Source organism: Sphingobium sp. WR1, assembly GCF_059693745.1.
In genome coordinates this window covers 131,713-157,394 of sequence record NZ_JCATID010000003.1, presented here as the reverse complement: position 1 = coordinate 157,394, position 25,682 = coordinate 131,713, and the positions used below count along the sequence as shown (strand labels likewise).

Sequence of the window (25,682 nt, the reverse complement as noted above, 5' to 3'; positions counted from 1 at the left end):
ATTTTTTTGTTGTAGCATCAACCCGGATCGGGCAAGAGAGCCCAGTTTATTCTGCAAGGGGCCGGTGCAATGATCCGCTTCTCGAACGTCGGCATGACCTATCACGCACGGAAATTGCGAAAAACGGTCCTGCGCGACGCCAATTTTTCGATCCGACGCGGCGAATCGATCGGCATTTGCGGAGCCAATGGCGCCGGCAAGTCGACGCTCCTGAGATTGATTGCGGGCGTCGAATATCCGACCGCAGGCAAGATTCGCAGGCAGATGAGCGTTTCCTGGCCGATCGGATACACCAGCGCCTTCCAGTCGAGCCTTACCGGTGCTGACAATGCGCGGTTCATCGCGCGCATCTATCGCCGTCCTACAGCCCCCCTGCTCGCTGATGTGGAGGAATTCGCGCAGCTCGGCGCCTATCTGCATCAGCCAGTAAAGAGCTACTCCAGCGGCATGCAGGCTCGACTTGCCTTTGCAATCAGCCTTGCCATCCGCTTCGACTGCTACCTCGTCGACGAGGTAACCGCTGCCGGAGATGAACGTTTCCGCCAGCGATCGCAGGAGGCATTGGCGAGCCGCGGACGCGAGGGGACGCTTATCATGGCCTCCCACGCGCCCGAAACGCTGCGCGAATATTGCCAGCGCGGTGCTGTCCTCGCTGACAGCAAGCTGTCCTTCTACGAGACTATTGACGAAGCACTGGCGGTCCACGCCTGGAATCAGCGAAGAACGCGCTGACGCGGCACGTCTTTGCCAAGAAAGTTCCATATGTCGCGTTACATCTCGCACGACGCCCCCTGCTCGCCTGTCCAGATCCGGCGGCGACAGACGCACGCCTAACTGGGATCTGTTGAAGCAGGTTCTTGTCAGCTTTCCATTTGCGGGTTCCCGCAATCCGATAATAATTCGGCGGGAAAACTGACCTGCCTTTCTCTATGAGGCGGTGCTTCAAAGCCTCGGAGAGCCGTTCGGCAGCGCGCGAGACGGCGAAATCCGACTACATTGGAGATGGCCCGGCCACTTGGCCGGTCGCGATCGCTCCAAGTCATCCATGCGACACACCAGCCCACTAGAGATTTTCCGCTAGGGATTCTCCTAGGGGGATTTTGCATCGTAAACCGGTGGAGGTGCGGGATGTAAGCAGCGCGCTCGAGCTTCGAGATGCCACAGCGACACGGTCGGGTTTCCGGTGTACCCCCGCGAGACAGTTGTGAGACGCCGTCTTCTTGCAATCACTCGTGGTTTTGCCTACCGACCTTGCTGCTCGTGGAGACGCGAGCGGAGGCGTGGAAACCTCCTCATGACTCAGAGCCGGCCAGCTTTGGCTACCGGGCAGCGGACGCGTATGTCCAAGGCCCCGGCCTAAAGGCGTTCGCGCCTGAACTGAGTCTCAGGTTTCCAATGCCCGGTTTCGCGGGGCTATAGCACTTCCAATTTCGGAACGTGCTTCCGGCTGCCCAATCGAGACGGACGAACGTGTTTACTTGAAGTCATGCAGGATTGATCATGGAGAAGTCGCCTGAATCTGGGCCCCCGGCCGAAGACAATGAGGAAAACGACGAATTCCTCTGTGCGGTTGCCGCTGAGTCCGTAAACGACGCGATCCTGCTCCTGCGGGAGGTGCGCGCGGGAACGTCGATCGCAATGCCCCATCTCGAACGCGCGCTGACCTTGCTGGTCAATGATGGGCATATCTGCGTTGATCGCGCGGAAGCGACAGGAGCGCCGGGAACAAAAGACACCATCGTCGGGGCCGGTCTTTCGCCGATGGCGATCGATCTGATCGTGGAGCGCCGCCTGCGCGAACTCGACACGGATATAAAGAATCTCGATCGGAAAAAGCAGCGCCTTCAGCGCGACCCGCAATCGGAGATGTCCGCCCAAACCCGCCAGCAGGCCATCGCCTTGATGATCGAGGCTCTCGGCCTGCTCGACAGTGTCCATGATGACGAGGCGACCGCCCATCTGCAACTGGCCATTGACCGGACGCTCGGCCAACAACCGGATATTACGGCGAGAGGGCGTTCCGGCGAGCATGGCAGGCAAAAGCCCCATTGAACCTTCCAGCTAGTTCAGTTTGATCATTTCCTCGATACGAAGCGCTCCGGCTCTGAGTTTTCTGCGCCACCTCCCCGGCGTAATGCCAATCAGGCGCCGGAATGCCTTCGTGTAATGACTTTGATCGGAGAAGCCGCATTCGGTGGCGATCTGTGCCAACGTCAGCTTTTGATCATGCAGAAGGGAGGCAGAGCGGGTGATACGCTGGCGCAGATGCCAGCCATAGGGAGGAATACCGACAGTATTCTTGAATGCCTTCGTAAAATACGCTGTCGACATTCCCAACCCCTGAGCGATTTGCGCAACCTCAAGAACACTGGCCACCTGTTCAAACATCAGTTCCTGCGCCCGTTTCAGCTGCCAGGGAGCTAGTGGCAGGAATCTAACACTTGATGCCCGCGCCTGACGGCGGCGATGATCTTATCTGGGTCTGCGGTCCAGACGAATGGCTTTGGGCTTTCATTGTGCTCGGCAAGGAAGCGGTTGATGGCCGCCTGGAGGTCGATGAGCGAGTGGAAGACGCCGCGTTTGAGACGGCGGTTGGTCAGCTTGGCGAAGAAGCCCTCAACGGCATTCAGCCATGAGCATGAGGTTGGCGTAAAGTGGAAGGTAAAGCGCGGGTGCCGGCCGAGCCACTCGCGCACTTTGGGATGCTTGTGGGCGGCGTAGTTATCGAGGATGACGTGGATCGCCTTTCCTGCGGGCACCTGTGCTTCGATCAGGTTCAGAAAACGGATGAATTCCTGATGACGGTGCCGCTGCATGTTGCGGCCGATTACGGTGCCATCGAGCACGTTGAGCGCAGCAAAGAGCGTGGTTGTGCCATTGCGCTTGTAATCGTGGGTCATGGTTCCGGCCCGTCCCTTCTTGAGCGGGAGGCCAGGCTGCGAGCGATCGAGCGCTTGGATTTGGCTTTTTTCGTCGAATGACAGCACGATCGCGTGCGCGGGCGGCGAGACATATAGCCCGACGACATCGCGAAGCTTTTCGACAAACTTCGGATCATTCGATAGCTTGAATTGGCGAACGCGGTGGGGTTGCAGGCCATGAGATCGCCAGATCCGCTGCACCGAACTGACGCTGATCCCAACCTCGCTCGCCATCATCAGCGCCGTCCAATGGGTGGTCTCGCCGGGCGGATCTTCGAGCGTCCGAGCAACGACCCGGTCGGTCACCTCGGGAGCCAAGGGCGGGATCCGCGACGGACGGGTCTTGTCGCGAAGCAGTCCTTCGACTCCTTCTTGCATGAAGCGCTCTTGCCATCGCCATACGCAGGTCTTCGAAGTCCCAGTTCGCCGCATGATCTCGTTGGTGCCGACACCCTCGCTCGTCAGGACCACGATCTCGGCGCGCCATGAATGCTTCTGCGCCGAGTTGCGGTCCTTGATGATCCGATCGAGCCGGTCTCGGTCGCATGGGGAAAGGCTGATTGAGATACCGCTGCGCATCCACCCTCATCGCACAACCGGCAAACTTCGGGAATCCACTTCAGGACTCTTCTGTCAGACCTTGCCCACTAGCTTCATCCCCTTGTGGCTTCGACGGCTTTGAACCGCATGGCTCGATGCCGGAGCCGCTGGTTGGCAATCAGCATTGTCGGTCAAATCTCTATCGCCTGTCGGCAAAGCGCCATGGACCATCAGCATCTCCTGTGAAAAAGGATGGACGGGAATTCGGCAACTCGATCAGCGCCCGGAGCGCGATATCCCCTCCTTGCCAGCAGCAACCGTCACGGCGATTCCGCGCAACCCGTGCGCCGGCCTCTATTCAATAGACACGTTGAAGGGCCAAACTTGGCAAAGCGAATTTCGGCTTTGCGATCGTCTGAAGGATCCGATGCACATAACGATCCGACGGCGTGAATATTTGCCGCGCGCAGGGTCGGTAAACTGACTGATTGATGACGCCTGGCACTATCCATTCCGCTGTTGCGGGTGCCGCGGCAGCAGCGGACACCCCAGGTCACCGCCCGGATCATTGCCAACCACCTTGCGCTGTCACCTTGCAGGTATGATCTGGAATAGCGCCCATGGCGGGCCATTCGACTGAAGTGGGCCTCAGGTTGCTTACATCTCCGGGATGGTAAGGATCGGCACGCCGATGAGCGGCCCAGTGGCGTTTTCGCGACGCCGGCGGCGCCACTGTGTCGGTGTTGTCCCCATAGCGTTCGAAAAGGACGTGGTGAAATGGCTTTGGCAGGAATAGCCGCACGCGGTCGCAATCTCCGCCATAGAGGTGCGGGTTTCGGCAAGTAGATGGAGGGCATGAGCAAGCCTGGCGTTCATGAACCAACGATAGGGCGCGATGCCGACGGAGTTCCGGAAGCCCTTGGAAAAATGCGTCACGGAAATATCGAGGTTCGCCGCAATGTCGGCGATGCGCAATCCGGTAGCGAGCTGCCGCGCCATGCCCTTCTTGGCAAGTTTGACCTGCCAAGGCGCGAGACGCGCGGCGCTGCTGGGGATCGCCGCCGCGACATTGGAAGCCGAAAGCGCATCAAGGTCGATGCCTATCTCGTCCATCGTCGTCTCCTTTAGATGCAATGGGCGGCCGCTCTCCAGTACAGGCCTGCGCGGTCGGTCAAACCCGACTTCTTCGTCAAATCCGGCGGGCGCAGACCTTTGGAGGCTTCATTCCGCACATGCTTCTAATTTAGAGACACTTCAGCGCGGCGAACTGGCAATCTTAGAATCGGATTTTATAATTATCCTGATATTTTAATAGGTTGAGATGCACTCCCACCAACCAGCTGGAATCACCGCTTCTAGGGGAATCGCGCAACGGTTTCGACAATGGTGCACGATGAGGGATGGAAAAATCCGCAATCCTCAGTGATTGTTGAAAAGCGGACATGATCTCGCCCCCGTGATACTCCCGGCATGCCCAGATGTAACTGAGCGCCGATGCATCGGACACGCCCTGCTTAGAGCAAGGTGTATCAGATGCATGGTTAGCAAAGCTGATCGGGCTTCAAATCTATGATGCCTGAGGGACCAGCGCCTGTTTCCCGAGTTTGACGCTGCAACGACCATAATAGAGATTCTTGAGATCGAAGGTGACCGCGTCGTTGGCGCTCGTCAGAAACATGGTCGCCGAGGACTGGCTTGGATCGACGCCATCGATGATGACCAGCTTCACCGCGATATTGCTGATGGGCTTGGTCATTTCGACACGCTGCGGCCAGAAATCGACGACACGATCAAAGGCGTGAGCCTCTGCATCACGCGCGATTCCGTCAGGATCGGCGACGATCCTGGTCTGAGGATTAACCGGTTCTGGCCGCTCGGTCGCCTCAGGCGGCGGTGTGGTGCGAACCGGCGTTTCGGGCAGGAACAGGCTGAACTTGTGGCGGCTGGAATAGGTATATTCCGATGGATCCTGCTCTCGCTGTGTGTCGAAATTCGAAATCCGTCCGAGCGTGCAGTCGAGCAAACGCGCCGGGATTATTTTGGCACCTTGGGAGGCGGTTCCCGCCGATGCAGCGCCCTGCGCTTCAACGGGTCGGGCATCAGGTGCCGACTGAAATGCGTATAGGGACAGCCCGAGAGCCGACACCGCCGCGATCGCGCCCAACTTGAAGATCATTTTTCTGCTCCCAGGATCAGTCATGACGGAATGGGCCACCGCAAGCAGCCAGAATGGAGATAATTTTATGCCAGGATTCTACAAATTTCATCATTCTGTCGTCGATTACATCACGATTCCATGAAATAGTGATCGAGACATATCGCAATTCACTCTTTCAATTAGATGACACATTCAAATTAAACCGCATTTTTTCATAACTATTTCTATATATATTGCCACAAATTGTAATGTGTATTATAAATACATCTACAGAAAATCGAATCACAAAATCTCGAATAGACGCGGACTTCTTTGAGGAGGCGTGTTGCACTAGGGTTGATTGACTATGCAGGATGGATATGCCGTACCCCGCGAAACCATCCGGATCGCCCTTCCCAGTTTCCGAGCGGCTGGTGGTCGGCATCGAATTTCGAGCGCAATCGCAAAGTCGAGCAGAACCATCGGCGCTTTCGCTGCCGGGGTCGCGCTTGCCAGCACTATTCCAGCCCATGCCCAGCTTCCCGTTCCGCCAGCAATGGAGGACTATCCGCGGGCATTGGAATGCCTGACGCTCGCTATTGCCTATGAAGCCGGCTACGAGAGCCTGGAAGGGAAGCAGGCGGTCGCGGAGGTTGTGCTCAACCGGCTGAGAAGCGGATCGTTCCAGGGCACCGTCTGCGACGTGGTTTTCGAGGGATCAACCCGGCGCACGGGCTGCCAGTTCAGCTTTACATGCGACGGCTCGCTCAGGCGCAGGCTGCCGGAGCGCGTGATGATTGAAGCCAGAATGGTCGCAGAGGACGCGCTTGCAAACCGCATTCCCGCGCGCGCTCCAGGCGCGACACATTATCATGCGAACTATGTCAGTCCCTATTGGGCGCCGAGCCTCACCCGCATAACTCAGATCGGGGCGCACATCTTTTACCATACGCCTGGAAAACCCGCCCCCTACGGTCCGGTCAATTTTGCGGGTACGCCCGTTTCGGCGAGCGCCTATCGCAGTTCGTCCACAAACACACAGACATTGAAGGCGGCGCCCGCCAATTTCGCTCCGTGGGGACTCGGTCTGGATGCAATGGCAGCCCAGGAGCCGTAAATCAGCGATCAGGCAGGAAGCAGGACAAGCTCGGTGTGAATAGTTTCGATAATCGGCGCGTTTCAAACCGAGACCAAAATTCCACGAGCGCCGCGATCTCGGCATGTACATCGTTGGCAAGTTCGACTGCTGCAGATGTCGGACTGATTTGCGATTTCCGAACCTGAACCTCGCTAGCTGGCGGGTCCTGATCGCAATGCGGCTACCGCCTTGCGCGCGACTTTCATCGGCAAGGAGAGTCGAGTCGTTCCTTGCCCAAGCGGCGTGAACCCATAACGGTCGTAGAAGGCCCCGGCATTCTCGTCGATCGGGTCGACGACAATCATGCGCGCAGCTGCCTCAATCGAACAGAGACGCGTCAGCGCGTCGATCAGCAACAGTTCGCCCAACCCCTTGCCCTTCATCGTGACGTCACGCGCGAGCCGGCCTATGAGAAAGGCCGGAATCCGATCATAACCCGGCAAGCCTTTCTTCTGTTCAGGCAATAGTTCGTTTTCCAGCACCGCATGTGCCGAGATGGTATAATAGCCTACAACTTTGGCGGAATCCGGCGCTACCGCCACGAAGCAGGCAGCAATGTCACCGCGCTCGTTCTGGCCAGCGAATTTCAACAGATAGTCGGTGAGCGATGGTTGTTCACAGACGAACCCGCTTCGGTCATGCGCCGCAGACAACCGTTCGAACCGGACCTCAATCTCACCCTTCACACATGACCTGTAATTGCGCGATGCCGCGTTGCGGCAGCCTTCAGTGCCTGGTTGGGTTCCGCCTCGGTATCGAGCGCGCGTATCAGCGCCGCGAAATCATCTCGATTGAGTCGTGTCACCTCGGCGTCGTCGATCGCACGCTGCGCGGCATCCTGCACCGCAGCGGTGACGAACGCTGCCAGGGTTTGCCCGCGCAACGCTGCCGCATGGCTTACCCGGCTGTGCAGCGAGGGCGGCACTCGCACCTCAAGTCTTTCCGAACGGCGCTCCTGAACCCCGGCGACCATAACAATACTCCTTCGCCACCCATGTACGGCAATATACCGACAAATTCAAGACCCACACCGGTGTCTTATCGGAACCTGCTGTCAGTGTTGGAGGTTCCCGAGCTGTTGGGAGTCTTGAGTGTTATACCGAGCCCCATGAGCCGCAGTTCATCGGCATAACTCCTGTCATTGCAGCGATATGGCTTCGGCCTTCATTGCTTCCAAAGCATTAGTGATCGTCTGCGACGGCAGAATGAATTTCAGCGACGTTCCGTCCAGCAATGGCATTGCGCCGAAACGCCCATACCAGCGGGCGGCGGCGGTTTCCCTTGCGTCGATCACCAGGGCGAGGCCACCAATCTGCGCTGTAATCGTGACTATCAAAGGAGTGGGCAACAGCAAAACGTCCAAGGCGAAAGACTGGAACCTCATAGCGCCCCAGCTTGCGGGTTAGCGCAGCGGGAACGCAAGCGAATTCCCAAGACGCGGAGCTCCCGTGCAGACGTAGAAACGGCTACGAAAGTCTTGGAACTGGGAGTTTCTGTTGCGGTCGGTTTAACCTATTCCGACATTTGCTAAGCTAAACTTAGCCTTATCGAGAATGCGTAAACCAGCGCAGACCGTGTCGAGGGTGTCTCTACGTGCCTTTCGTTCAGTTCGATGCCCTGATCAAATATGGCCGTTCAGGTCGATCTGTTATCTCCACGACGACCCTGCGCACAGCCCGCGCACCATCTGGCAATCTCGCTTCGACAATGATCGTGAGCGGCCTGCCGATAACATCGGTGGCGTCGGTAAACGCCAGAGCGGTGCGCTGCCCGGCGCGCTCGCGGGCACGATCGATGGCGACGGGGCTCCCCACCTGCCCTCCTGCCTCCATGACGGCGATCGCGCGCGGATCGGCAAATTTTGTATCGAACGCCGCCCTCGCGGTGTAGGCGGTCGCTATCGGGCGGATGAGTTCCACGAGCCGGGTATCGAAACCGCGGATGCTGCCGAGCTCTTCGATCGATGCAAGGAACCCGTTCGCGGGACGAATTCCCGCCCGTTCATAATAGGCGCTCTCCGCGCCGAACGGGCGAACCTCATCGTCGCCGTCGGTCCAGTCGAGCAGCGAATCTCGCGCAATCAGCAGCCTGTCTCCTTCAAGACCGACCTCTTCGAGGAGGCGCGTCGCCATCGCCTCGTCAAGCTGGCCGATAGGCACCTTGCCGCGCTCGTCTTCGATCCTTACGCGAATGCGGGCGTCGTTGAAGGTGAACCGTTGCTCGCGACCGTCAATGGGCCAGCGCTGCGTGATATCAGTGGCCATGAGACTGCTGAGCGCGCGCGCCACGCCGGCGTCCGCCGCAGCACCAGCCTGAAGCTGATCATGTTCCGCAGCAACTTCATCGATCCCCATCCGTGTCGCCGTCAGAACAGTCAACGCCATGGCTGCAAAAACAGCGATGCTGGCTACTGCTGCGACCAGCGCATAGCCTTCCTCTCCCTTGTTCACGGGATGGTGCCATGAGTCCGGAAGGGTTCCAGTGTCCGAAGCTTCATGCGCAGTTCCTCGGTGACCGCACGCCCGTCGTCCGGCGTCCGAATGACCTGGGGCTTCAGCAGCACGATAAGCTCTGTCCGGTTCTGGCGGTTGTCATGGCTGCCGAACAGACCACCTATGACAGGAATCCGCGAAAGGATCGGAATGCCGTTTTTGCCCGATGTCTGCGAATCCCGAAAGAGGCCACCGAGTGCGATGACCTGCCCGTCTTGCACCGCGACGGTGGTCGATATCCGCCGAGTGGAGATCGTCGGTGTCGCGATTGCGGCACCGGCACTCGCCACCGCACTGCTGACATTGACGTCGCTCACCTCCTGCGAGACGTCGAGAAGCACCGTGCCGCTCCCGTTGACCCGAGGCGTTACGCGCAGGATGACCCCGGTATCGCGGTACTCGATTGCGTTGACGATGGGCGCGTCCGGATTGGTGACGCTGACAGCATTGCCCGAAGAGACGGGAACCTGATCGCCAACCTGAAGCGCCGCCGTCTGGTTGTTGAGCGTGACAAGCTTGGGCGCTGACACGACCCGAACATTGGTGCGTTGCTCGAGTGCGTTGAGCGCGGCGTTTATGCTGGTTCCGGCAAGATAGTAGCTGAAGCCGGACTGGGTGGGACCGGTGGGCATCTCCGCGCCATCGGTGACGCGGAAGTTGCTGTCGCCGGTCAGCCAGTTCCACTGCACACCGTAGCGCAAGGTGTCGGTCAAGGAGACCTCGGTGATCGCCGCTTCGATCATGACCTGCAGCGGCGCGATGTCGAGCTTGCGCAAGGCATCTTCGATTATCGCATATTCGCGCGGCGTCCCATGCACGACGATCGCATTGTTGATCTCGTCGGCTGTGATTTTCCCGCCGCTGCCGTTCGACGACGATGCCTGGCGATCCGCGTCCGATGCGCCGTCGCGGGATCCGCTCCGATTGCCGGACGAACCCTCGGCGCCAGCGGCGCGAGGCGTCTGCGAGGACGAACTGCCCGAGGAGCGCGCTCGTCCGTCATCGGTTCCACCAAATGGCTCGGACAGATCGTCGCTTTCTCCGCTGCTGTTGCCATATGCCTGGTTGAGGGTGCGCGCGAGATCGCGAGCACGGCCATTCTGGACATGATAGACGAAGATGCGTTTCTCGGCATTCTCGCCTTCGCGATCCAGGATTTCGACCCAGCGGCGGACGTCTTCGAGATATTGGCCTTGCGCACTGACCGCGAGGATGCCGTTCAACCGCTCCATGGTGATGAGGCGAACAAGCCCGCGTGTCGGCGCGTTCTCGGCATTGATGAGCTTGTCGAGTTCGGGAACGATCAGTCGGGCGTCGGTGCGTTCCGGAATATAGAGTCCGAAGCTCATATTTCGGAGCCAGTTCACATCGAATTGCTTGAGCATGTCACGCGCGCTGCTGCGCTGGCCGGTCGTGCCCGCGATCGTGACCCGATTGCCGGCAGGGTCGATATCCGACACCACACCTGGAATCGCGCTATCGAGCACTTTGCGCACTTCTTCCGCGTTGATGAACTGGAGCGTGATGACTTCGGTCCCAAATCCGAGGGCATCGGGCGCTACGGGCACACGGGCGGATGCCTCGGGCCGAACAACAAACCCATTGCCGATGGGAACAAGGGCGAGTTGCGCGGAGCGAAGTGCCGTCTCGAACAGACCGATGATTTCTGAGCGCGCGACCGATCCCGGCGTCACGAGCGAGACCTGTGCATTCACACCGGGATCGACGCTGACCGGAATACCCGTCACTTGCTGGACAGACGATGCCACGGCGCGGACGTCCGCCTGAGGGAGATTGAGGCTGACATTGCCGCCACGAACCGGGCGCGGCGTCGCTCCGGCACCGGGGCGTGGAATCGTCCCTTCCCCTTCAACGAGGGTCGAACGCACTTGTGGCTCCGCCCGCTCCGCTTCCGCGACGATTGCGGGCGGCTGAGGCATCTGGATCGGCAGTGGCTGTTGCTGGGCTGCACATCCGGTCAGAGTGAGGGCTATCAGGGCAATACCTGACAGCAAATTCGGCTTGATCTTCATCTTGGACTCCCCGTCGTCGCCCCGTTTGCAGGAAGGGGGGCCCCTGCACCGAATGGGACAATGATCTTCTCTTCGCCTTGCGTGAGGAGAATCTCGTTCGTACGAACCGCCATCAGCCTCCAGTCACCGATGCGTCCTCCGAGGGGCACGCTGACAGCGCGTCCGTCAGCCCCTTGCACGACGGCATAAATGGCGCGGCCGACGCGGACAGATCCAACGATCTTGCGATCGCCAACCTGCCCTGCCCCGCTTGCGGCGGGACCGCCCGCGGGAGCGAACATCGATCGGGCAAGAATGATCGCGCCGCCCTCTGCGCGTTCAGGCTCGCCAGCGGGTAAGGCTGATTGCGCCCCACGGCCGACTGGACCGGGGGGCGGCAGCTCTACGTCACCGCCACCCGCCAACTGGATAGCAACAGCGCCCGCCAGCAGCGCGCAGAGCACCAGAGGCAGGCTCGCCGTCTTATCGAGCGGCGGCAGCGCGGAAGGGAATCGCAGCTTCAATTTGAACATCCATGATGGAGGATTGGCCGGTGACGAGGGCGTCGTTCGCCTCGACCGAAAGAGTTTCGACAACGAGCCACGGTGGCGTGTTCTGCAGCTGGTCGAGGGTCGCGACGAGCTGGGGCAGCGTCATCCGCGCACTGATGCTTGCCCGGGCCCATCCCGCGTCGCCCTCGGCATCGCCAAGTGCGCGAACTTCGCCGCCGCTTCGCTCGACGACGCGCTGCAGGCGCTGCTTCAAGGCTTCCCGCCCCTGCTCGATATTGGGCGCGGCAATCACATAGGTATCGATCCGCCGCCGAGCCTCCTCGGCCTGGCGCCGCAACCGCGGAACGGCCGCGATCGTGCGCTGATTGTGCAGGTAGAGAAGGTTCAACTCGTTGCGCTTCTCGGCCCGGGCGGAAAAGCCGGCAGCGATGGGCGCCACGATCAGAAACCAGACAAGCGCGATGAGCCCCACCAGAATGAGCAACGCGACGAGACGGCGCTCGCGAGGAGAGACCGGGCGCATCATCGGCGATTGATCCGCGCGCCAATATCGAACGGCTCGCCTGCCGGAACCTCGGCCTGGATTTCGTCGTTGAGGGCGCGAACATCCGTAAAGGCGCCGGACTGGCGCAAACCGCTCGCGACATCCGTGCGGGGCGGCTTGTAGCCGGTGATCTTCATCGTAGCGCCGTCCCAGACGAAGCGTTGAAGCCAGGCTCCTTCCGGCAGAGCCTCGCTGGTCGCCGCGAGCCCGCCAAGCGCATCATGGTGCCGGCGCTTCCCGAGGGATCGCGCAACCAACGTGCGGTCCTGTTCGGTTCTTTTGATGATGGTCTGTGCGACGGTGACGGCCGGCTGCTGTTCCTGCACAACCTGCTCAAGCCGCTCCACCGCCTGCACGTCCTTCCAGATGAACAAGGCGATGTTGAGCAAGACAAAACAGCCGACTGCCGCCCAGACTATCGGCGTGGCACTGCGGGGCCGTGCAATCAGGTTCGCGTCACGCATGGCGGGTGCAAAATCGATCGGCGCCACAGTACCGTTGTCCTCAAGCTGGACGCGCATGGCGACCGCCTTTGTTTCGGCGACGGCATCCGCGATCGCGCGGGCCGTATCGGCCGGAAGCCCGGCAACCTCTACACGCACTCGTGCGGGATCTGCGGCCGGGCCAAGCCGCCGTGCGGCGACCATGATGGCGCCGTTCGGGAAAGGCAGCAGGCTCTCGCCCTCGAATGCTACCATTCGCTGTAAATCCCGGTCGCTCAAGGCAGGACGCTCGATCGTCCGAGTGAGGCACCGGTCGGGTTGCACGACGACGGCGATCCGTTCGCCCGGCTGAGGCTCTCTCTCCCGATTGACCTTCTTTCCGTTCGGAAACAGTGTCAGACCTCCCTCCGCAAAAGCGAACCGGGCCAGACTGTCGACACGGCGTTGACGCAAACGCGTGGGTAGCAATTGTTCCAGTTCGCTGACCCACCAGCGCAGCCCCTGCGAGAGCCAGCTACCGATCGTCGTCATATCGGCGTCAAGAATGCGCTTCGCGCTCATCGCTCTTCTCCGCATTTTCCGGTAAGGGCATCGATCCGGCAGGGGCCGTAGCTGGTTGATCGAGGCCGTATGACGAGGTCCGGCCAGACCCGTTGGTCCCTTTCTCCGAAAACAAGCCGGACGCGGATAAGCTCGGGGGTCGTCGAACGGTCCCACCATCTGTCCTGCCAGACCCGCTGCGCGCCAGGCTCGGGCGGGCCAAAATAGCTGATCGAAAGATCACGCACGCCCGAGAGGAGCCTGTTGGGAGTCCAGCCAACGAGCTCCGTTCCACTGCGATCAATTCCCATTTTTCGGCTGTGGGCCGTATAGAGAACGAGATCGCCATTTGCAGTGCGCGTCAGGCGATAGCGCTGCAGCGCATCCGCGCCTTCGCGGTCGAAAGATGGACCCACGAAGGTCAACACACCGGTGGTTCCGCGCATTTCCACGATCGGAATCGCGGAATCTGTGCGGGTAATCGGGCGCAATCGTTCGATCGAGGTTCGCAGCACATTTTGCACCGCGACGATTTCCTCGAAGTTGTTGTTCACCGCCCGGCTGCGCTGGGCAATGATCCCGGCGCTAGCCAACCCCTGCGCGAGGAGAACGGCCGCCAGTCCCATCAGCGCGAGGCTGACCAGCAGTTCGACAAGTGTGAAGCCATCTTCCTTTGCGGCGCAGTTTGCGTGGATATGGTCCCTTGCCGCCATCGGTCACTGATCCAACCGCAGCGTCTCGACGCGAACGAGTCTGCGCCCTGTCCCGCGATCCAGGACATCGATCCGAACCCTTTGGAGGGCTACTGCGGTATCGCGGGCGCCGCCTCCGACGCCATGTCGCGTGAAACGCCATGAGAGATCGCGCCAATGACCGGTAGCTGCCAGTTCGCCGGGTCCGGGGGCGATACTGGCCTGGGCAAGCAGCGAACGCGCGAGCAGAACCGCCTCGCGCTTTTGTGCGGTTCGGCTCGCAGCCTGGGCATGAGTCGAGATCGAGTCGAACAACATCGAGGACATGCCGGCGATGACGGCGAGTGCCACCAATACCTCGATCAGGCTGAAGCCTGCCTCTGCAGCCCTGCCGCTCATGATATGCGCTCGATCAGGCCGGTTGTCGGGCGAACACGCCAGCGCCGTGCCCTCACACCGTCTTCGACCGCCACTTCGCCGGCCGTGGCGGTGCCATCCGGATAGAAGGTGATCCCGCCGGCCCGCGGAATGGCGCGTAGCCGGTCCGGGAGGAGGTCCCTTGCCTCGCCGATGCCAAAGCCGCGCTGGTCGGAAGACACCTCAAATCGAACAATGATGCCCCGGCGCAATGCTTGCATCCGGGCGCTGCGTAACGACGCCTCGAAGCGCGTCGCACCATCCATGAATGCCTGGTAGCGTAGGGCTGCGCCAACGGCAGGGAACGAGATTCCAGCAGCGAGGCCGAGTACCGCCAAAATGACCAGCGCCTCGATCAGCGTGAAACCGGCTTCCGCGTGGGAATGGATCGAGGAATGCTCACCAGCTCCCCACATCCCTGGCCTCCCCCGTCCCGCCAGCCTTCCCGTCCGATCCATGGCTGTAGACGTCAACCTCACCATGCTCGCCGGGGATCCGCATCAGATAGGGCCGCCCCCAGGGGTCGATGATCGCAGACTGTTCGGGAAGATATGGCCCATTCCAGCTCGGCAGGTTCTGCGGGGCCTTTACCAGGGCTTCCAGGCCCTCGTGTTCCGTGGGATAGCGCGAGGCATCGAGCTTGAAGAGGTTGAGCGCGGCAACGACATTCTTCGCCTGGACCTGGGCTGTCTTCGACTTGGAACTGTCGAGATATTTGATCACCTGCGGGCCGACGATCGCAGCTAGCAATCCAAGGATCGCCAGCACGACAAGGAGCTCCAGGAGCGTAAAGCCGGCTTCCTGTCCGGTGTCTTTTCCGGGTCTCTTTCTCATTCTGCTTTCTCCCTTCATGAAGACAGCGCCAGGTCGTTGAAGCCGAGGATCGCCGACATGATGGATGCGATGATCGCCGCGACGGTTACGCCCAGCAGGACCGTAATGGCGGGGGTGAGGATGCCGATCAGGCGTTCGAGGCGGGTTCGAACATCGCGATCGAGTACGTCGGCAAGGCGCGTCAGCATCATGCCGAGTTGCGACGTTTCTTCGCCGGTCCGCAGGAAGCCGATCGCCAGCCTGGGGAGCACACCGGAAGCCGCCAATGGTGCGGTGAGGCCCCCACCCTCCTTGACGCCATCGGCGACCTTGCCGATCGCGCTGGCCAACACCTGATTGGACAGGGTTCGCTGGGAAAGCGCCAGCGCCGCAGGGAGTCCCACCTCTCCCTCGATGAGCGCACCGAGCGTGCGAGCGAACCGGGCGGTTTCGATACGGCGGATGAGTTCGCCCAGTTGCGGCATACGAAGCGCGATCCGGTCGCGAGCGAGCCGGACTGCTGGCTGACGCAGCGCGAAGGCGCCAGCGATGATCGCCCCCCCTAGGGCCAAGAGCATGACAAGGCCGTATTGCCGGACGATCTGGCTGGCTGTCATGACAACCAGCGTCGCGGTCGGTAGCTTCTGGGCCGTGCTGGTGAACATGCGCTCGAATTGCGGCACGACGAAGAGGAGCATCAGCAGAACGACGCCGACGGCAATGACGATGAGCGCGATCGGATAGATCATCGACGATACAACCAGGCGGCGCAATTCAGCCTCCTGCTCGAGTGCGCCGGCAAGCCGGGTCAAGGCTTCGCCGAGACGGCCATTCGCTTCGCCGGCTTCCGCCATCGCGACAGCTGTGGGAGAGAACAGGTCGGGCTTCAGGGCCATAGCGCGTGACAGAGGCGCGCCTTCGCGCACTTCACGCAGGATATCGGCGAGGTGGGCGGCGACTGCCTTGTCCTCGACATTCTCCACCGCGAGAGCGAGCGCACGGTCGAGCTGCAACCCCGCTTCGAGCAAAACCGCAAGCTCCCCGACGGTGATTGCCGCTGCCTCACGCCCCTTCCCGCCCGCCTTCGACCTCTTCCTTCCGCGCTCTGCCGGCATCGCGACCAAGTCGAGTGGCCGTGCGCCATTGCGGCGTAGAGCCGCGACGGCATCGCGGCGATCACCGGCCTCAAGTTCACCTGTGAGGCTCGAACCGTCATCCTTGACGGCGCGGTAGCGGAAAGTGGTCATCCCCCCTCCCCGCTGCTTACGCGAAGCACTTCTTCAATCGTCGTGAGGCCGATAGCCGCCTTGGCAACGCCATCGGCAAAAAGGCTGCGCATTCCTCCGGCCTCGCCTGCCGCCTGGATTTCAGGGGTATCAGCGCTATGCAGGATAAGCTTGGACACCGCATCGTCGACGCGCAGAAATTCGAGAACGGCGACACGGCCGGAGTAGCCGCTGCCCCCGCACCGGTTGCATCCTTCAGCGTGATAGAACTGCCTCGGCCCAACCGTATGAAGCATGGGGACAAGGATTTCGGGGATGTCGTCGTCCGGAACGTAGGGTCGACGGCAATCCGGACAGAGGCGCCGCACGAGGCGTTGGGCCAGAATACCAGATAAAACCGATCCGAGAAGGAAGGGCTCCACGCCCATATCGAGAAGACGCGATATAGCGCCCGCGGCCGTATTGGTGTGGAGGGTGGAAAGAATCATATGGCCGGTAAGCGCGGCCTGGACAGCGATCTGAGCTGTCTCGGCGTCGCGAATCTCGCCCACCATCATCACGTCCGGATCCTGGCGCAGGAACGAGCGCAGCGCGGTGCTGAAGGTGAAACTGATCGCGGGGTTGACCTGCGTCTGGATCACGCCCGGGAGACGATATTCGATCGGATCTTCGACAGTGAGGAGTTTGCGGTGGGGCGCGTTCAGCTCGGAAAGCGCGGCATAAAGGGTCGTGGTCTTTCCGCTGCCGGTTGGACCGGTCACCAACACGATGCCGTGCGGGCGGGCGATCGCTTCACGCATCCGGCTTGTCAGTTCGGGATCGAAGCCCAGCGTGGTAAAATCGAGGGCCAGGCGTGACCGATCAAGGATACGCATGACCACGCTCTCGCCATGGATGGAGGGTGAGGTTGCGACGCGAAGGTCGATTTCATGGCCGCGCACAGAAATGCGCAGACGGCCGTCCTGGGGCAGGCGCCGCTCGGCGATGTTCAGCCCCGCCATCACCTTGATACGTGACACCAGGGGCGCACGCATCGCGAGCGGCAGCTTTGCAGCCTCGCGCAACATGCCATCGACTCGGAACCGGACTGCCAGGCCGTCATCGCTGGGCTCTATATGAATGTCGGATGCGCGCTCGTCGGACGCACGCGCAATCAGTCTATTGACGGCGCGGATCACAGGTGCGTCGCTAACGAGGTCCTTGAGCCGTTCAAGATCGTCGCTGTCGATCTCCCCATCAGCGTCTTCGGCGACGGGACCTGCCCCATGATAGAGGCGTTCTATCGCAGCATCGAGATCGCTTGACCGGGCGATGACGCGCTCGACATGACGCCCGAAGGTGAAACCGAAGGCTTGTTCGACGAAGGAATCGAACGGATCGCTGACCGCGACGCGCACGAAAGTCGCTTCCGCCGCAATTGGCACAGCGCGATTCTCGCGTAGGAAATCAGAGGGCAGATCCGGTCCCTCGATCGCCTGGGACGGGAAGGCAGAGCCATCGACCACCGGCAGCCCGGTATAAGCGCCCATCTCGGTTGCGACTCGATCTTCCGACAGAAGCCCGAGGCGGGTGACGACAGCATCCAGTCGCTCTCCGGTCTCGGCCTGAACCAGAAGCGCGCGTTGCAGAGCGTCGTCCGAGAGCAAGGCCCGCGCGCGCAACATTTCCTCGAATCCCGAAGGATTCAAGGGGCCTGAGCCACCCTCGCCCACCTCCTCAGCACCCCGAACTTTATGCCAGGATCGTGCAATATTTGCCGCTCGGATCATGCTATCGCTACCCGCGCCTCCTGTTGCGGCCCCTAGTGAAGGGCAAGGGAAAGTTCCAAAGGAACTAATTGGATACAAGTTATATCCGCGTATTGCTACAGTATAGTTGCACCATCACGATTGCGGATTTTACTATATCAATAATGTCCAACCATAATGGACAGAATAAATATCCAAGCCAAGCACAATCAAAACCTCACTATAACAAAAATGTCATTTAGACTCGATAGCATGTGATTGTCGGAAAATGATCGAGTCGTGATCCGGCAACTATGTTAATCCGAATATTACTTTCGGATGAGTCGCCCGAATATTCGGGTAATGGCGGGTAGGTTGAAGTCCTTGCGACGAAGCCTGCTGGCGCTGCGTATAGAACGAGGGTCCGCGCCACTTCTTGCGATTTGGCGGTCGGGACTTTGCGTGACCGGGAATTTGCAAGGATCAGGCGCGCCGATCTTCGGGTTGGTGAACGATGATCTGCGCGCTGAAGAATGGACGTTTTTTGTTTTCAAACCTCAATTTGGAGAAATTCAATGAAGCGTATCAATTCCGCGCTCTTCCTGGCGACAGTCGCCAGCATGGCGCTCGCCTCAGGTGCTTCGGCACAGACCATCCCAGCTCCGTCGAACAGCGATGGCGCGCTTCATGGTGCTGGTGCCAGCGCCGTCCAGAATGTTCTCGTGCAGGAACTGAACTGCATCGGCGGCAGCAATCAGCTCGGCGTCTCTTCCCCGAACCCGAACGGCTCGTTTACGACGATTGCTGAGCCGACCATCGGCTCGTTCAACTGCGCCACCACGGAAGTTCAGCCGAACTTCGAAGGCAAATATGTCGCAACGGGTTCGGGCTTCGGTCGTCAAGCGTGGCGCTCGAATACCAACCAGTTCTTCAACGCCGGCACGGGCACGGGCACGGCTGGTGTGCACAACCCCTTCGTGAACATCAGCGGCAATCCCCTATGGACGCACGTGCAGTTCGCTTTCTCCGAAGGTGGCGCCAGCCCGTCGGATATCCAGGCCTACAAGAATACGAGCACTGGCGCGGTCACCGTTGGCGGTGCGCCAATCCAGTTCCCGAAATATGTTCTGCCCGTCGCGATCGTCTACAATCCGATCTACGCGACGCAGGGTGCGACGAACTATCGGTTCAACGTTACCAGCCCGCAGATGATCAATGGCGTCAATGCCGGTGGTCTTCGCCTCTCGCGAGAACTCTACTGCAAGGTGTTCAACGGCGCCGTCGTGAACTGGAACGACCCGCTCTTCACCGCCGCAAACGGCGGAACGTCTCTGCGGGACGCCCAGGATGAAATCGACAATCCGGGCCGGTGGGCAAGCCAGGGCGTCCCGGTTCGCCTGGTTGGCCGTCTCGATCGTTCGGGCACCACGGACATCTTCACCCGCGCTCTTTCGCAGCAGTGCGGTGCGTTCGGCACGAACAACTATACGACAAATGCCGAGGCGCTGCCTTATGCTCGCGTCGCCGGGGCGCCTGACTTCAGCGGCGTACGGGCCGACACACCGTATTCGCTCGGGTCTTCCGCAGCTCTCTCGGGCACGGCGCCCATGATCGGAAATCAGTATTTCGATCGCGCGACCGGCACGATCTTGTCCGTGTCCGGCGGTTTGCCGTCGAATCCGGCTGCGGGTGCTAATGGTACCGGCCGCTACCTGCTCGGGGATGGAAGTAGTGCCATCCGTGACGCCATCCTTGCTGCTGCCGATATTGGCACGGGCTTCAAGGTGAACGGCAAGATTGGCTACATCGCATCGGACTTCGTGGCTGGCTCGGCTTCCGCCAATCCGGCTCTCTTCGCTGCTGCTCTGCAGCAGAAACCGTCGGTTGCGCCGAACTCTTACCACATGCCGAGCGCCGGCAATGCCCAAGCGGCCTTCGGCACCACGATCCTTCCGCCGCAGTCGAATGCTGACGGCAGCTACAACACCACCGATACCCGTCTGGTCCGCAATCCGGCAGGCGGCGCGGACATCCAGGCGCGACGGAACAATCCGATCGCTTGGTACGATGTGCTCTACAACCCGGTCGCGACTTTGGCCGATCCGAACAACGGTTATGCGATCACCGGCACCACTCAGTTCCTGGGTCACCAGTGCTACCAGGCCGGCAACCGTCGTTCGATGGTCGAGTTCGTCATGGACAATTTCGATCTTTACGGCACAAGGAGTACCGGTGCCGCTCTTCCGACGGACATGTTCGGTGGTGCGTCGACCAGCATCGTTTCGAATTCGAATATCGGTGTGGTGCCTGACAACTGGCAGCGTGCTATCCGCGAGACCTTCTTCCAGAATACTTCAGGCGGTCTCGGCGCACTGAATCTCTGGATGCAGAACAGCACTTCGCGTGGCACTACCGTTTCGAACACCACGGTTTGCGGTAGTGGTGGGTCGGCGATCGGCGCCTAAAACCTGTCACATACCTACATAGTACTGGCGGCCCCGGAGAAATCCGGGGTCGCCTTCTTTTCGCTCTCGTTTGCCGCCGAGCGGCTGTTTGAGATGGAAGTCGGCAACCGGCCGGCGGCTGGCTACGGCGAGAAGTCTCCCCACCGTCTTTTCAGCGCAACGGACACCGCGCGCGCGACTGGCAGACGCGGGCCGGCACTGTAGAACTGCGGATCCCAAAGCTGCGCAACGGCAACTACTTTCCTGGTTCCCTTGAACCCCGTCGGATGGCCGAGCGGGCGCTGAAGGCGGTAATCCAAGAGGCCTACATCAAGGGCATTTCTACCCGCTCGATGGACGATCTGGTCAAAGCGCTTGGTATGTATGGCATCTCCAAGAGCTAGGTCAGTCGGCTGTGTGAAGAGCTCGACGAGGGTGGCGGTGATCGTTGCCGTGGGCGCCAACAGCGACGGTCGGCACAAGTGTTGGGAATATGGGCATCGCCCCCTCGGAAGCAAAGCCATTCTGGACCGCGTTCCTGCGCAAGCTGACGCGCCGAGGGCTGCGCGGCGTCAAGCTGGTCATCTCCGACGCGCACGAAGGCATCAAGGCAGCTGCCTCCAAACTGCTCTGTGCCACGTAGCAGCGCTGTCTCCGCCTTCATCGCCACCGCCTTCGCCCAGGCAACACCCGAGGCTGCCAGTCAGCAATGACGTGCCGGGGCCAATCAGGTGCGACCCAAACTGCCCAAACTGGCAAATCTGATGGAAAAAACGGAACCCGATATGCGGGCCTACATGACATTCCCCCGCGAGCATCACGCCAAACTACACAGCACAAACTCCATCGATCGCCTCATTGGCGCCATCCTCTACATGACCTGTGAAACCATGACACCGGTCAGTGACAATCCCTTCACCATGCTCTCGGCGATCCCCAAGAGCATGAGCGGCCCGGATTGACGCCGAAATGCGCGGCTCGTCGTTTTCAGCGTAGCCATCCGGTGAGGGCCGCGGCGTAGCCTGTCAGGCAGCGATAGCGGATGTACTGGGGAGCCAATGCCACGGCAGCAACTCGTCGAGCCGAGTTGCGGGGTGGTCGGCAATGCGGGCGAGTACGTCTGCGAGCCAGGCTTGCGGGTCGACGTCGTTGAGGCGCGCGGTCTGGATGAGGGTGTAGAGGATGGCGGCGCGTTGGCCGCCCCGGTCCGAGCCGCAGAACAGCCAGGCCTTGCGGCCGAGCGGCACGCATCGAAGCGCCCGCTCGGCAGCGTTGTTCGAGATGCAGACCCGGCCGTCGTCAAGGAAGCGGGTGAACGCTTCCCAGCGGCGGAGCATGTAGAGGCAGGCCTTCGTGAGGTCGTGGTTGCGCGACAGCTTGGCGCGCTGGTCGGTGAGCCAGGCGTGCAATTCGGTCATCAGCGGCGCGCTCAGTTCCTGACGCACGGCGAGCCGGTCGGCAGCGGACCTGCCGTTGATAGCGCGCTCGATGTCGAACAGCGCGTCCAGGCGCTTCACCGCCTCGAGCGCGATGGGGTAGATCATGCCGGTCCGCTCGCCGCGACTCTTCTTGCGCGCGGCGCCCGCGACGTCGGCGAGCTCGAAGAACTTACGCCGGGCGTGCGCGAAGCAGCCGGCCTCGAGCACGAGACCCGCGTTGCGACCGTCGCGGTACAGCTCGCCGTAGCCGCCATAGGCGTCGGCCTGGAAGATGCCTGCCCAGTTGGCGAGGTGCGCCTGAGGGTGCTCGCCGCGCCGGTCGCGCGAATAGTGGAAGAGCACCGCCGGCGGGTCGGCGCCCGCAAATGGGGCGTCATCGCGGACATAGACCCACAGCCGAGCGATGTCGGTCTTCCCTTTGGCCATGACCGGCACGGTGGTGTCGTCGCCGTGAAGGCGCTCGGCAGCAAGAACGTGCGTTTCGATGCGCTTGTAGAGCGGCATCAGCGCGAACGCTGCGGCGCCGACCTGGTCGGCGAGGGTCGAGACGCTGAGCGGCACGCCTTCACGGGCGAACCGCTCGGCCTGGCGGTTGAGCGGCTGGTGCTGCCCGTATTTCTCGAACAGCAGCATCGCAAGGAAGCTCGGCCCCGCCCACCCACGCGGCACGACATGGAACGGCGCGGGCGGCTGGCTGATGGTCTGGCAGTCGCGGCACGAGACCTTCTCGCGCACCGTCTGAATGACCTTCCACGACCGCGGGACCACCTCGAGGGTCTCGGTCACGTCTTCGCCAAGCTTCGACAGGCGCGAGCCGCCGCAGGCGGGGCACGCGCATGGCGCCGGGATGACGACGCGCTCGCGGGGCAGATGCTCGGGGAACGGCTTCCTGACCGGCCGTCTGCGCTCGAACGGGGCGACGCTGGTCGTGTTGGCGGCGGCGATCCCGGCGGCGAGATCGTCCTCGCGGGCGTCGGCCTCGAGATCTACGAGCTGGAGCTCCATCTGCTCGAGCAGGCGACGGCTGCGCTCGGCGCTCGGGCCGTACTGCTCCCGCCGGAGCTTGGCGATCTGTAGCTTCAGGTGCGCGATCACCGCCTCTATGGCGCTCTCGCGCGCCAGCGCATTGGCAGCGTGGGCCTCAGCCTCACCAGCACGGGCCTCGGCCTCGTCGGCCCGTTGAAGCGCAGCAGTGAGCAGCGCCTTCAGCGCTTCGACGTCGTCCGGAAAAGGCGAAACGACCGCTGCCACGAAGGAGAGTGAATCACCCTCGGCCGCTTCACGCAAGGCGATAATGGCCTATCCGGCGCTGGCAGGACGCCAGCTGTACTGCGGATTGCGCCAGTCGATACCCTCGAGCAGACAGGCCAGCTGCGAGGCTGTCAGTGAAACGACGCCGTCCTTCGCCAAAGGCCAGACGAACCGGCCGTTCTCCAGCCGTTTGGCATAGAGCGACATGCCCAGGCCGTCGTGCCAGATGATCTTCACTAGCGAGCCGATCCGACCGCGGAAGACGAACAGGTCGCCGCCGTGTGGATCACGGTGGAGCTGCTGCTGCACCATGAGCGCCAGCCCCTGCATGCCTTTTCTCATGTCGGTGTGGCCCATCGCGATCCACACCCTGGCATTCGGCGGGATCACCGCAGCGCCTTCAACGCCGCTGCCGCTAGCGCCGGTGACGCTGAGGCGAAGATCCTCAGGCGACCGCCGTCGGGCAGATCGAACTCGGCCGCTACGGCAGGGTCGGATGCTTGCGCGGTCGGCTCGTTTACGACCACCGCCGGCACGAACACCGGCTCCGCTTGGCGGAGCGCAGCGCGACGCCACTGATAGATCAGGCCGCGCGCAACGTCGTGGCGCCGCGCCACGTCACAGACCCTCGCACCAGACCGAAACGCCTCCGCCAGGATGCGCTCGCGTTGCTCATCGCTCCACCGGCGCCGACGCTCCGGCCCGTCAATATCGTCATCTGCGCCATAGTCGGTACGGACGTCCTTAGGTGCGGCTGTAAGGACGTCCTCTATCGCTGCCTGCGCCTGAGCAAGGCGGCACTCTCCGGATGGATACTTTTCAGCTCACCACGCCGCAGGACACGACCCTGCGCCTCTGACGTAGGCGGAAGCGACCTGTCCTAACCATTGTACAATAGTAGATTGAAATAATAATCCCCGCGCATCGCGGAAGAGCAAAGCGGGGGATTATTGCTGTTGAGCAGTGATCTGAAAGCCGATGCTAGGCCGCAACCAATGCTGGCACTGGCACCGGAGGCTTCCAGTTCGGCGCGACCATAGTCACCACTATCTCGACCTCGGCGGGCGCAGCGAGCGACACGAGAAGTTCACCTTCTCCGTTGGTCCAGCGCCACGACACGGCATCATGGTATTCAACGGTATAGAACCCTACTCCGAACGCTACATCGTCGAGCGAAAGAGCTTGTCCGTTGATGTTCACTTCAGTGACGGCGACACCCAGGCGGCGTGTGTCGGCCACACCGGGCATGACATGCCCAAGCACCGCGCTATTCGATGTCAACTTGAGCGAAGCAGCGGCCGGCGCGCTGAAGCGGAACCGATTACCCTGGATGGCCGTCGGCGCGAATTCGACACCGTCAGCCAGAAGGCGCAGTTCGGCATCCTCGGATTTTACCCAACCCATTTCCCCAATGCGTTCCGCCAGTTTCAGCTGCACGGCAGCGAGTTGCGGCCCCGCCGCCACGATCGGTGCACAGGCGTCGTCCCAGGATTTCGGATCGAGGCGACCGAATAACTCCACGTTTCGGCCAGCATTGACGAAGCTTCCACGGTTGCCGTCATCCAGATAGGCCTCGCAAGGGAGCCCTTCGGCCAGCAGCACATCATGGCTATCGAGTTCGATGTGGAAGTATCGGATCTGCTCCACTTCTTCCTGAACGATGGTTGCGCCGTTCACGAGAAGGCCAGCGGGCACCAACACTCCATCGACATACACCGCATGGCCCGGCGAAAGTCGCAGATCACGCTTCGGCAATCCTTCACCAAAGGCGCCAGCGCGAATCCGCACAGGCTGAGCGTCCGATGGATTGGCACGGCGCGACGGGCGCACCAGCATCGTTCCGATCCACTTCACCGGCCGCCGGGCACCAGATGCGGTAACCACGAGATCACCCGCCTCAAGCGTTTCGATGCAGCACTGTCCATTAACGGTCGCGATCATCGTGCCTTCTGCGAAACACACGACCGGAAGCTCAAACGGCGCGTCGGGGTGGGTTTCCGAAATCGTGATCCCCCCCATGTATTGCGTGATTCCGCCCCCGCCGACCACGTTGGTACTGGTCAAATTGTAGTCTGGATCATTCCGCCAGTTGTCGGTCAGCAGTAACCGATGCTCATCAAGGTCCGGCAAATATATCAAAAGCGTTTCCTGGGAGTAGGCCAGGACATCCGCCATCACGGTCATGTCAAACTCAGGAATGTAAATCTCCAGACCGCCATCGCTTGCGTTCTGGATGTCTAGCGTGAACTCTGCCCATCCTCCTGGATTGGCAGAATAATCGTCTACGACAAAATTTCCGATTGTGTAGGAACCGTCACCATTCACGGCAAGTTGATCTGGATTGATATAGGCCGCCTCCCAGTTCGCCCGGAAGGCCAACCCAATCATTCCTGA

At 61.1% G+C, this 25,682-nt stretch carries 25 protein-coding genes and 1 pseudogene; 5 read left to right on the top strand and 21 right to left on the bottom strand.

What is annotated here, in order from left to right:
* The first annotated feature begins 69 nt into the window (after positions 1-69).
* Together AC58EF_RS05540 and AC58EF_RS05535 are read left to right on the top strand one after the other, a co-directional pair.
* Positions 70-732: an ABC transporter ATP-binding protein gene (locus tag AC58EF_RS05540; protein WP_257554613.1), complete on the top strand. Its 663-nt coding sequence runs from the start codon at positions 70-72 to the stop codon at positions 730-732.
* A 768-nt stretch (positions 733-1,500) separates the two neighbouring features.
* Entirely contained in the window at positions 1,501-2,052 is a 552-nt protein-coding gene (locus AC58EF_RS05535) for a hypothetical protein (RefSeq protein WP_497275182.1), read from the top strand.
* Between the two features lie 9 nt (positions 2,053-2,061).
* On the opposite strand, the gene AC58EF_RS05530 is transcribed toward AC58EF_RS05535, so the two are convergent.
* The 4 genes from AC58EF_RS05530 to AC58EF_RS05515 form a co-directional block, all read right to left on the bottom strand.
* Positions 2,062-2,388, bottom strand: coding sequence for a helix-turn-helix domain-containing protein (locus AC58EF_RS05530; protein WP_497275180.1), 327 nt, complete (start codon positions 2,386-2,388; stop codon positions 2,062-2,064).
* Between the two features lie 32 nt (positions 2,389-2,420).
* On the bottom strand, positions 2,421-3,500 hold the full coding sequence (locus tag AC58EF_RS05525) for an IS630 family transposase (protein WP_497275178.1): 1,080 nt from the start codon (positions 3,498-3,500) through the stop codon (positions 2,421-2,423).
* 618 nt (positions 3,501-4,118) lie between these two features.
* Positions 4,119-4,574 (bottom strand): helix-turn-helix domain-containing protein, encoded by a 456-nt coding sequence (locus tag AC58EF_RS05520; protein WP_489008922.1) that lies wholly within the window; start codon positions 4,572-4,574, stop codon positions 4,119-4,121.
* A gap of 454 nt (positions 4,575-5,028) precedes the next feature.
* Positions 5,029-5,637, bottom strand: a complete 609-nt coding sequence (locus AC58EF_RS05515; RefSeq protein WP_257554622.1) for a hypothetical protein — start codon at positions 5,635-5,637, stop codon at positions 5,029-5,031.
* Positions 5,638-6,154: 517 nt separating this feature from the next.
* Between AC58EF_RS05515 and AC58EF_RS05510 the strand changes: the two genes are divergently transcribed.
* Entirely contained in the window at positions 6,155-6,715 is a 561-nt protein-coding gene (locus AC58EF_RS05510; protein WP_489008921.1) for a cell wall hydrolase, read from the top strand.
* A gap of 173 nt (positions 6,716-6,888) precedes the next feature.
* Here AC58EF_RS05510 and AC58EF_RS05505 read toward each other — a convergent pair whose 3' ends face one another.
* From AC58EF_RS05505 to AC58EF_RS05445, 13 genes are all read right to left on the bottom strand, one after another.
* The gene (locus AC58EF_RS05505) at positions 6,889-7,422 is read right to left on the bottom strand and encodes a GNAT family N-acetyltransferase (protein WP_257554626.1); all 534 of its coding nucleotides are present in this window, start codon (positions 7,420-7,422) and stop codon (positions 6,889-6,891) included.
* Positions 7,419-7,709: a type II toxin-antitoxin system TacA family antitoxin gene (locus AC58EF_RS05500; RefSeq protein WP_257554628.1), complete on the bottom strand. Its 291-nt coding sequence runs from the start codon at positions 7,707-7,709 to the stop codon at positions 7,419-7,421. Before AC58EF_RS05500 ends, AC58EF_RS05505 begins: the two co-directional genes overlap by 4 nt.
* Before the next feature lie 165 nt (positions 7,710-7,874).
* The gene (locus tag AC58EF_RS05495; RefSeq protein ID WP_497275174.1) at positions 7,875-8,099 is read right to left on the bottom strand and encodes a hypothetical protein; all 225 of its coding nucleotides are present in this window, start codon (positions 8,097-8,099) and stop codon (positions 7,875-7,877) included.
* Between the two features lie 241 nt (positions 8,100-8,340).
* A complete protein-coding gene (locus AC58EF_RS05490) occupies positions 8,341-9,186 on the bottom strand; it encodes a type II secretion system minor pseudopilin (protein ID WP_257554632.1) in 846 nt (281 codons plus the stop codon).
* Positions 9,183-11,261 (bottom strand): type II secretion system secretin GspD, encoded by a 2,079-nt coding sequence (gene gspD, locus AC58EF_RS05485; RefSeq protein WP_257554634.1) that lies wholly within the window; start codon positions 11,259-11,261, stop codon positions 9,183-9,185. Before gspD ends, AC58EF_RS05490 begins: the two co-directional genes overlap by 4 nt.
* A 462-nt stretch (positions 11,262-11,723) precedes the next feature.
* On the bottom strand, positions 11,724-12,278 hold the full coding sequence (gene gspM, locus AC58EF_RS05480) for a type II secretion system protein GspM (RefSeq protein WP_257554636.1): 555 nt from the start codon (positions 12,276-12,278) through the stop codon (positions 11,724-11,726).
* Positions 12,275-13,300, bottom strand: coding sequence for a PilN domain-containing protein (locus AC58EF_RS05475; protein WP_257554638.1), 1,026 nt, complete (start codon positions 13,298-13,300; stop codon positions 12,275-12,277). The genes gspM and AC58EF_RS05475 overlap by 4 nt, the downstream gene beginning before the upstream one ends.
* Positions 13,297-13,992, bottom strand: coding sequence for a prepilin-type N-terminal cleavage/methylation domain-containing protein (locus tag AC58EF_RS05470; RefSeq protein ID WP_257554639.1), 696 nt, complete (start codon positions 13,990-13,992; stop codon positions 13,297-13,299). Before AC58EF_RS05470 ends, AC58EF_RS05475 begins: the two co-directional genes overlap by 4 nt.
* Before the next feature lie 3 nt (positions 13,993-13,995).
* On the bottom strand, positions 13,996-14,370 hold the full coding sequence (locus AC58EF_RS05465) for a type II secretion system protein (protein WP_257554641.1): 375 nt from the start codon (positions 14,368-14,370) through the stop codon (positions 13,996-13,998).
* Complete coding sequence (locus AC58EF_RS05460) at positions 14,367-14,804, bottom strand: GspH/FimT family pseudopilin (protein ID WP_257554643.1); 438 nt, start codon at positions 14,802-14,804, stop codon at positions 14,367-14,369. The genes AC58EF_RS05465 and AC58EF_RS05460 overlap by 4 nt, the downstream gene beginning before the upstream one ends.
* Positions 14,788-15,222 (bottom strand): type II secretion system major pseudopilin GspG, encoded by a 435-nt coding sequence (gspG, locus tag AC58EF_RS05455; RefSeq protein WP_257554645.1) that lies wholly within the window; start codon positions 15,220-15,222, stop codon positions 14,788-14,790. The genes AC58EF_RS05460 and gspG overlap by 17 nt, the downstream gene beginning before the upstream one ends.
* Positions 15,223-15,236: 14 nt before the next feature.
* The gene (locus tag AC58EF_RS05450) at positions 15,237-16,448 is read right to left on the bottom strand and encodes a type II secretion system F family protein (RefSeq protein WP_257554646.1); all 1,212 of its coding nucleotides are present in this window, start codon (positions 16,446-16,448) and stop codon (positions 15,237-15,239) included.
* The gene (locus AC58EF_RS05445) at positions 16,445-18,091 is read right to left on the bottom strand and encodes a GspE/PulE family protein (protein ID WP_497275170.1); all 1,647 of its coding nucleotides are present in this window, start codon (positions 18,089-18,091) and stop codon (positions 16,445-16,447) included. Before AC58EF_RS05445 ends, AC58EF_RS05450 begins: the two co-directional genes overlap by 4 nt.
* A 638-nt stretch (positions 18,092-18,729) precedes the next feature.
* Here AC58EF_RS05445 and AC58EF_RS05440 point away from each other — a divergent pair.
* On the top strand, positions 18,730-20,619 hold the full coding sequence (locus tag AC58EF_RS05440) for a substrate-binding domain-containing protein (RefSeq protein WP_497275168.1): 1,890 nt from the start codon (positions 18,730-18,732) through the stop codon (positions 20,617-20,619).
* A gap of 63 nt (positions 20,620-20,682) precedes the next feature.
* Positions 20,683-21,560, top strand: a pseudogene (locus tag AC58EF_RS05435) (transposase); the annotation flags it as partial.
* 63 nt (positions 21,561-21,623) lie between these two features.
* Here the strand turns inward: AC58EF_RS05435 and tnpC are convergent.
* The 4 genes from tnpC to AC58EF_RS05415 all read right to left on the bottom strand — a co-directional run bounded on the left by tnpC (position 21,624) and on the right by AC58EF_RS05415 (position 25,676).
* Positions 21,624-23,288, bottom strand: a complete 1,665-nt coding sequence (tnpC, locus tag AC58EF_RS05430; protein WP_497275427.1) for an IS66 family transposase — start codon at positions 23,286-23,288, stop codon at positions 21,624-21,626.
* Between the two features lie 48 nt (positions 23,289-23,336).
* The gene (gene tnpB / locus AC58EF_RS05425) at positions 23,337-23,657 is read right to left on the bottom strand and encodes an IS66 family insertion sequence element accessory protein TnpB (RefSeq protein WP_497275426.1); all 321 of its coding nucleotides are present in this window, start codon (positions 23,655-23,657) and stop codon (positions 23,337-23,339) included.
* Positions 23,658-23,674: 17 nt separating this feature from the next.
* Positions 23,675-23,998, bottom strand: coding sequence for an IS66-like element accessory protein TnpA (gene tnpA / locus AC58EF_RS05420; protein ID WP_497275424.1), 324 nt, complete (start codon positions 23,996-23,998; stop codon positions 23,675-23,677).
* Between the two features lie 271 nt (positions 23,999-24,269).
* Positions 24,270-25,676, bottom strand: a complete 1,407-nt coding sequence (locus AC58EF_RS05415) for a Hint domain-containing protein (RefSeq protein WP_497275167.1) — start codon at positions 25,674-25,676, stop codon at positions 24,270-24,272.
* Between the last annotated feature and the right edge of the window lie 6 nt (positions 25,677-25,682).

What these genes read in the sequence shown, in the direction of transcription:
- AC58EF_RS05460 (WP_257554643.1), bottom strand. Translation starts at nt 14,804, where the DNA reads ATGTGGGGAGCTGGTGAGCATTCCTCGATCCATTCCCACGCGGAAGCC.
- gspG (WP_257554645.1), bottom strand. Translation starts at nt 15,222, where the DNA reads ATGAGAAAGAGACCCGGAAAAGACACCGGACAGGAAGCCGGCTTTACG.
- AC58EF_RS05515 (WP_257554622.1), bottom strand. Translation starts at nt 5,637, where the DNA reads ATGATCTTCAAGTTGGGCGCGATCGCGGCGGTGTCGGCTCTCGGGCTG.
- AC58EF_RS05470 (WP_257554639.1), bottom strand. Translation starts at nt 13,992, where the DNA reads ATGGCGGCAAGGGACCATATCCACGCAAACTGCGCCGCAAAGGAAGAT.
- AC58EF_RS05530 (WP_497275180.1), bottom strand. Translation starts at nt 2,388, where the DNA reads ATGTTTGAACAGGTGGCCAGTGTTCTTGAGGTTGCGCAAATCGCTCAG.
- AC58EF_RS05440 (WP_497275168.1), top strand. Translation starts at nt 18,730, where the DNA reads ATGAAGCGTATCAATTCCGCGCTCTTCCTGGCGACAGTCGCCAGCATG.
- AC58EF_RS05465 (WP_257554641.1), bottom strand. Translation starts at nt 14,370, where the DNA reads ATGAGCGGCAGGGCTGCAGAGGCAGGCTTCAGCCTGATCGAGGTATTG.
- AC58EF_RS05445 (WP_497275170.1), bottom strand. Translation starts at nt 18,091, where the DNA reads ATGTTGCGCGCGCGGGCCTTGCTCTCGGACGACGCTCTGCAACGCGCG.
- AC58EF_RS05450 (WP_257554646.1), bottom strand. Translation starts at nt 16,448, where the DNA reads ATGACCACTTTCCGCTACCGCGCCGTCAAGGATGACGGTTCGAGCCTC.
- AC58EF_RS05540 (WP_257554613.1), top strand. Translation starts at nt 70, where the DNA reads ATGATCCGCTTCTCGAACGTCGGCATGACCTATCACGCACGGAAATTG.
- AC58EF_RS05415 (WP_497275167.1), bottom strand. Translation starts at nt 25,676, where the DNA reads ATGATTGGGTTGGCCTTCCGGGCGAACTGGGAGGCGGCCTATATCAAT.
- AC58EF_RS05520 (WP_489008922.1), bottom strand. Translation starts at nt 4,574, where the DNA reads ATGGACGAGATAGGCATCGACCTTGATGCGCTTTCGGCTTCCAATGTC.
- gspM (WP_257554636.1), bottom strand. Translation starts at nt 12,278, where the DNA reads ATGATGCGCCCGGTCTCTCCTCGCGAGCGCCGTCTCGTCGCGTTGCTC.
- AC58EF_RS05535 (WP_497275182.1), top strand. Translation starts at nt 1,501, where the DNA reads ATGGAGAAGTCGCCTGAATCTGGGCCCCCGGCCGAAGACAATGAGGAA.
- AC58EF_RS05500 (WP_257554628.1), bottom strand. Translation starts at nt 7,709, where the DNA reads ATGGTCGCCGGGGTTCAGGAGCGCCGTTCGGAAAGACTTGAGGTGCGA.
- gspD (WP_257554634.1), bottom strand. Translation starts at nt 11,261, where the DNA reads ATGAAGATCAAGCCGAATTTGCTGTCAGGTATTGCCCTGATAGCCCTC.
- AC58EF_RS05510 (WP_489008921.1), top strand. Translation starts at nt 6,155, where the DNA reads ATGGAGGACTATCCGCGGGCATTGGAATGCCTGACGCTCGCTATTGCC.
- AC58EF_RS05525 (WP_497275178.1), bottom strand. Translation starts at nt 3,500, where the DNA reads ATGCGCAGCGGTATCTCAATCAGCCTTTCCCCATGCGACCGAGACCGG.
- AC58EF_RS05475 (WP_257554638.1), bottom strand. Translation starts at nt 13,300, where the DNA reads ATGAGCGCGAAGCGCATTCTTGACGCCGATATGACGACGATCGGTAGC.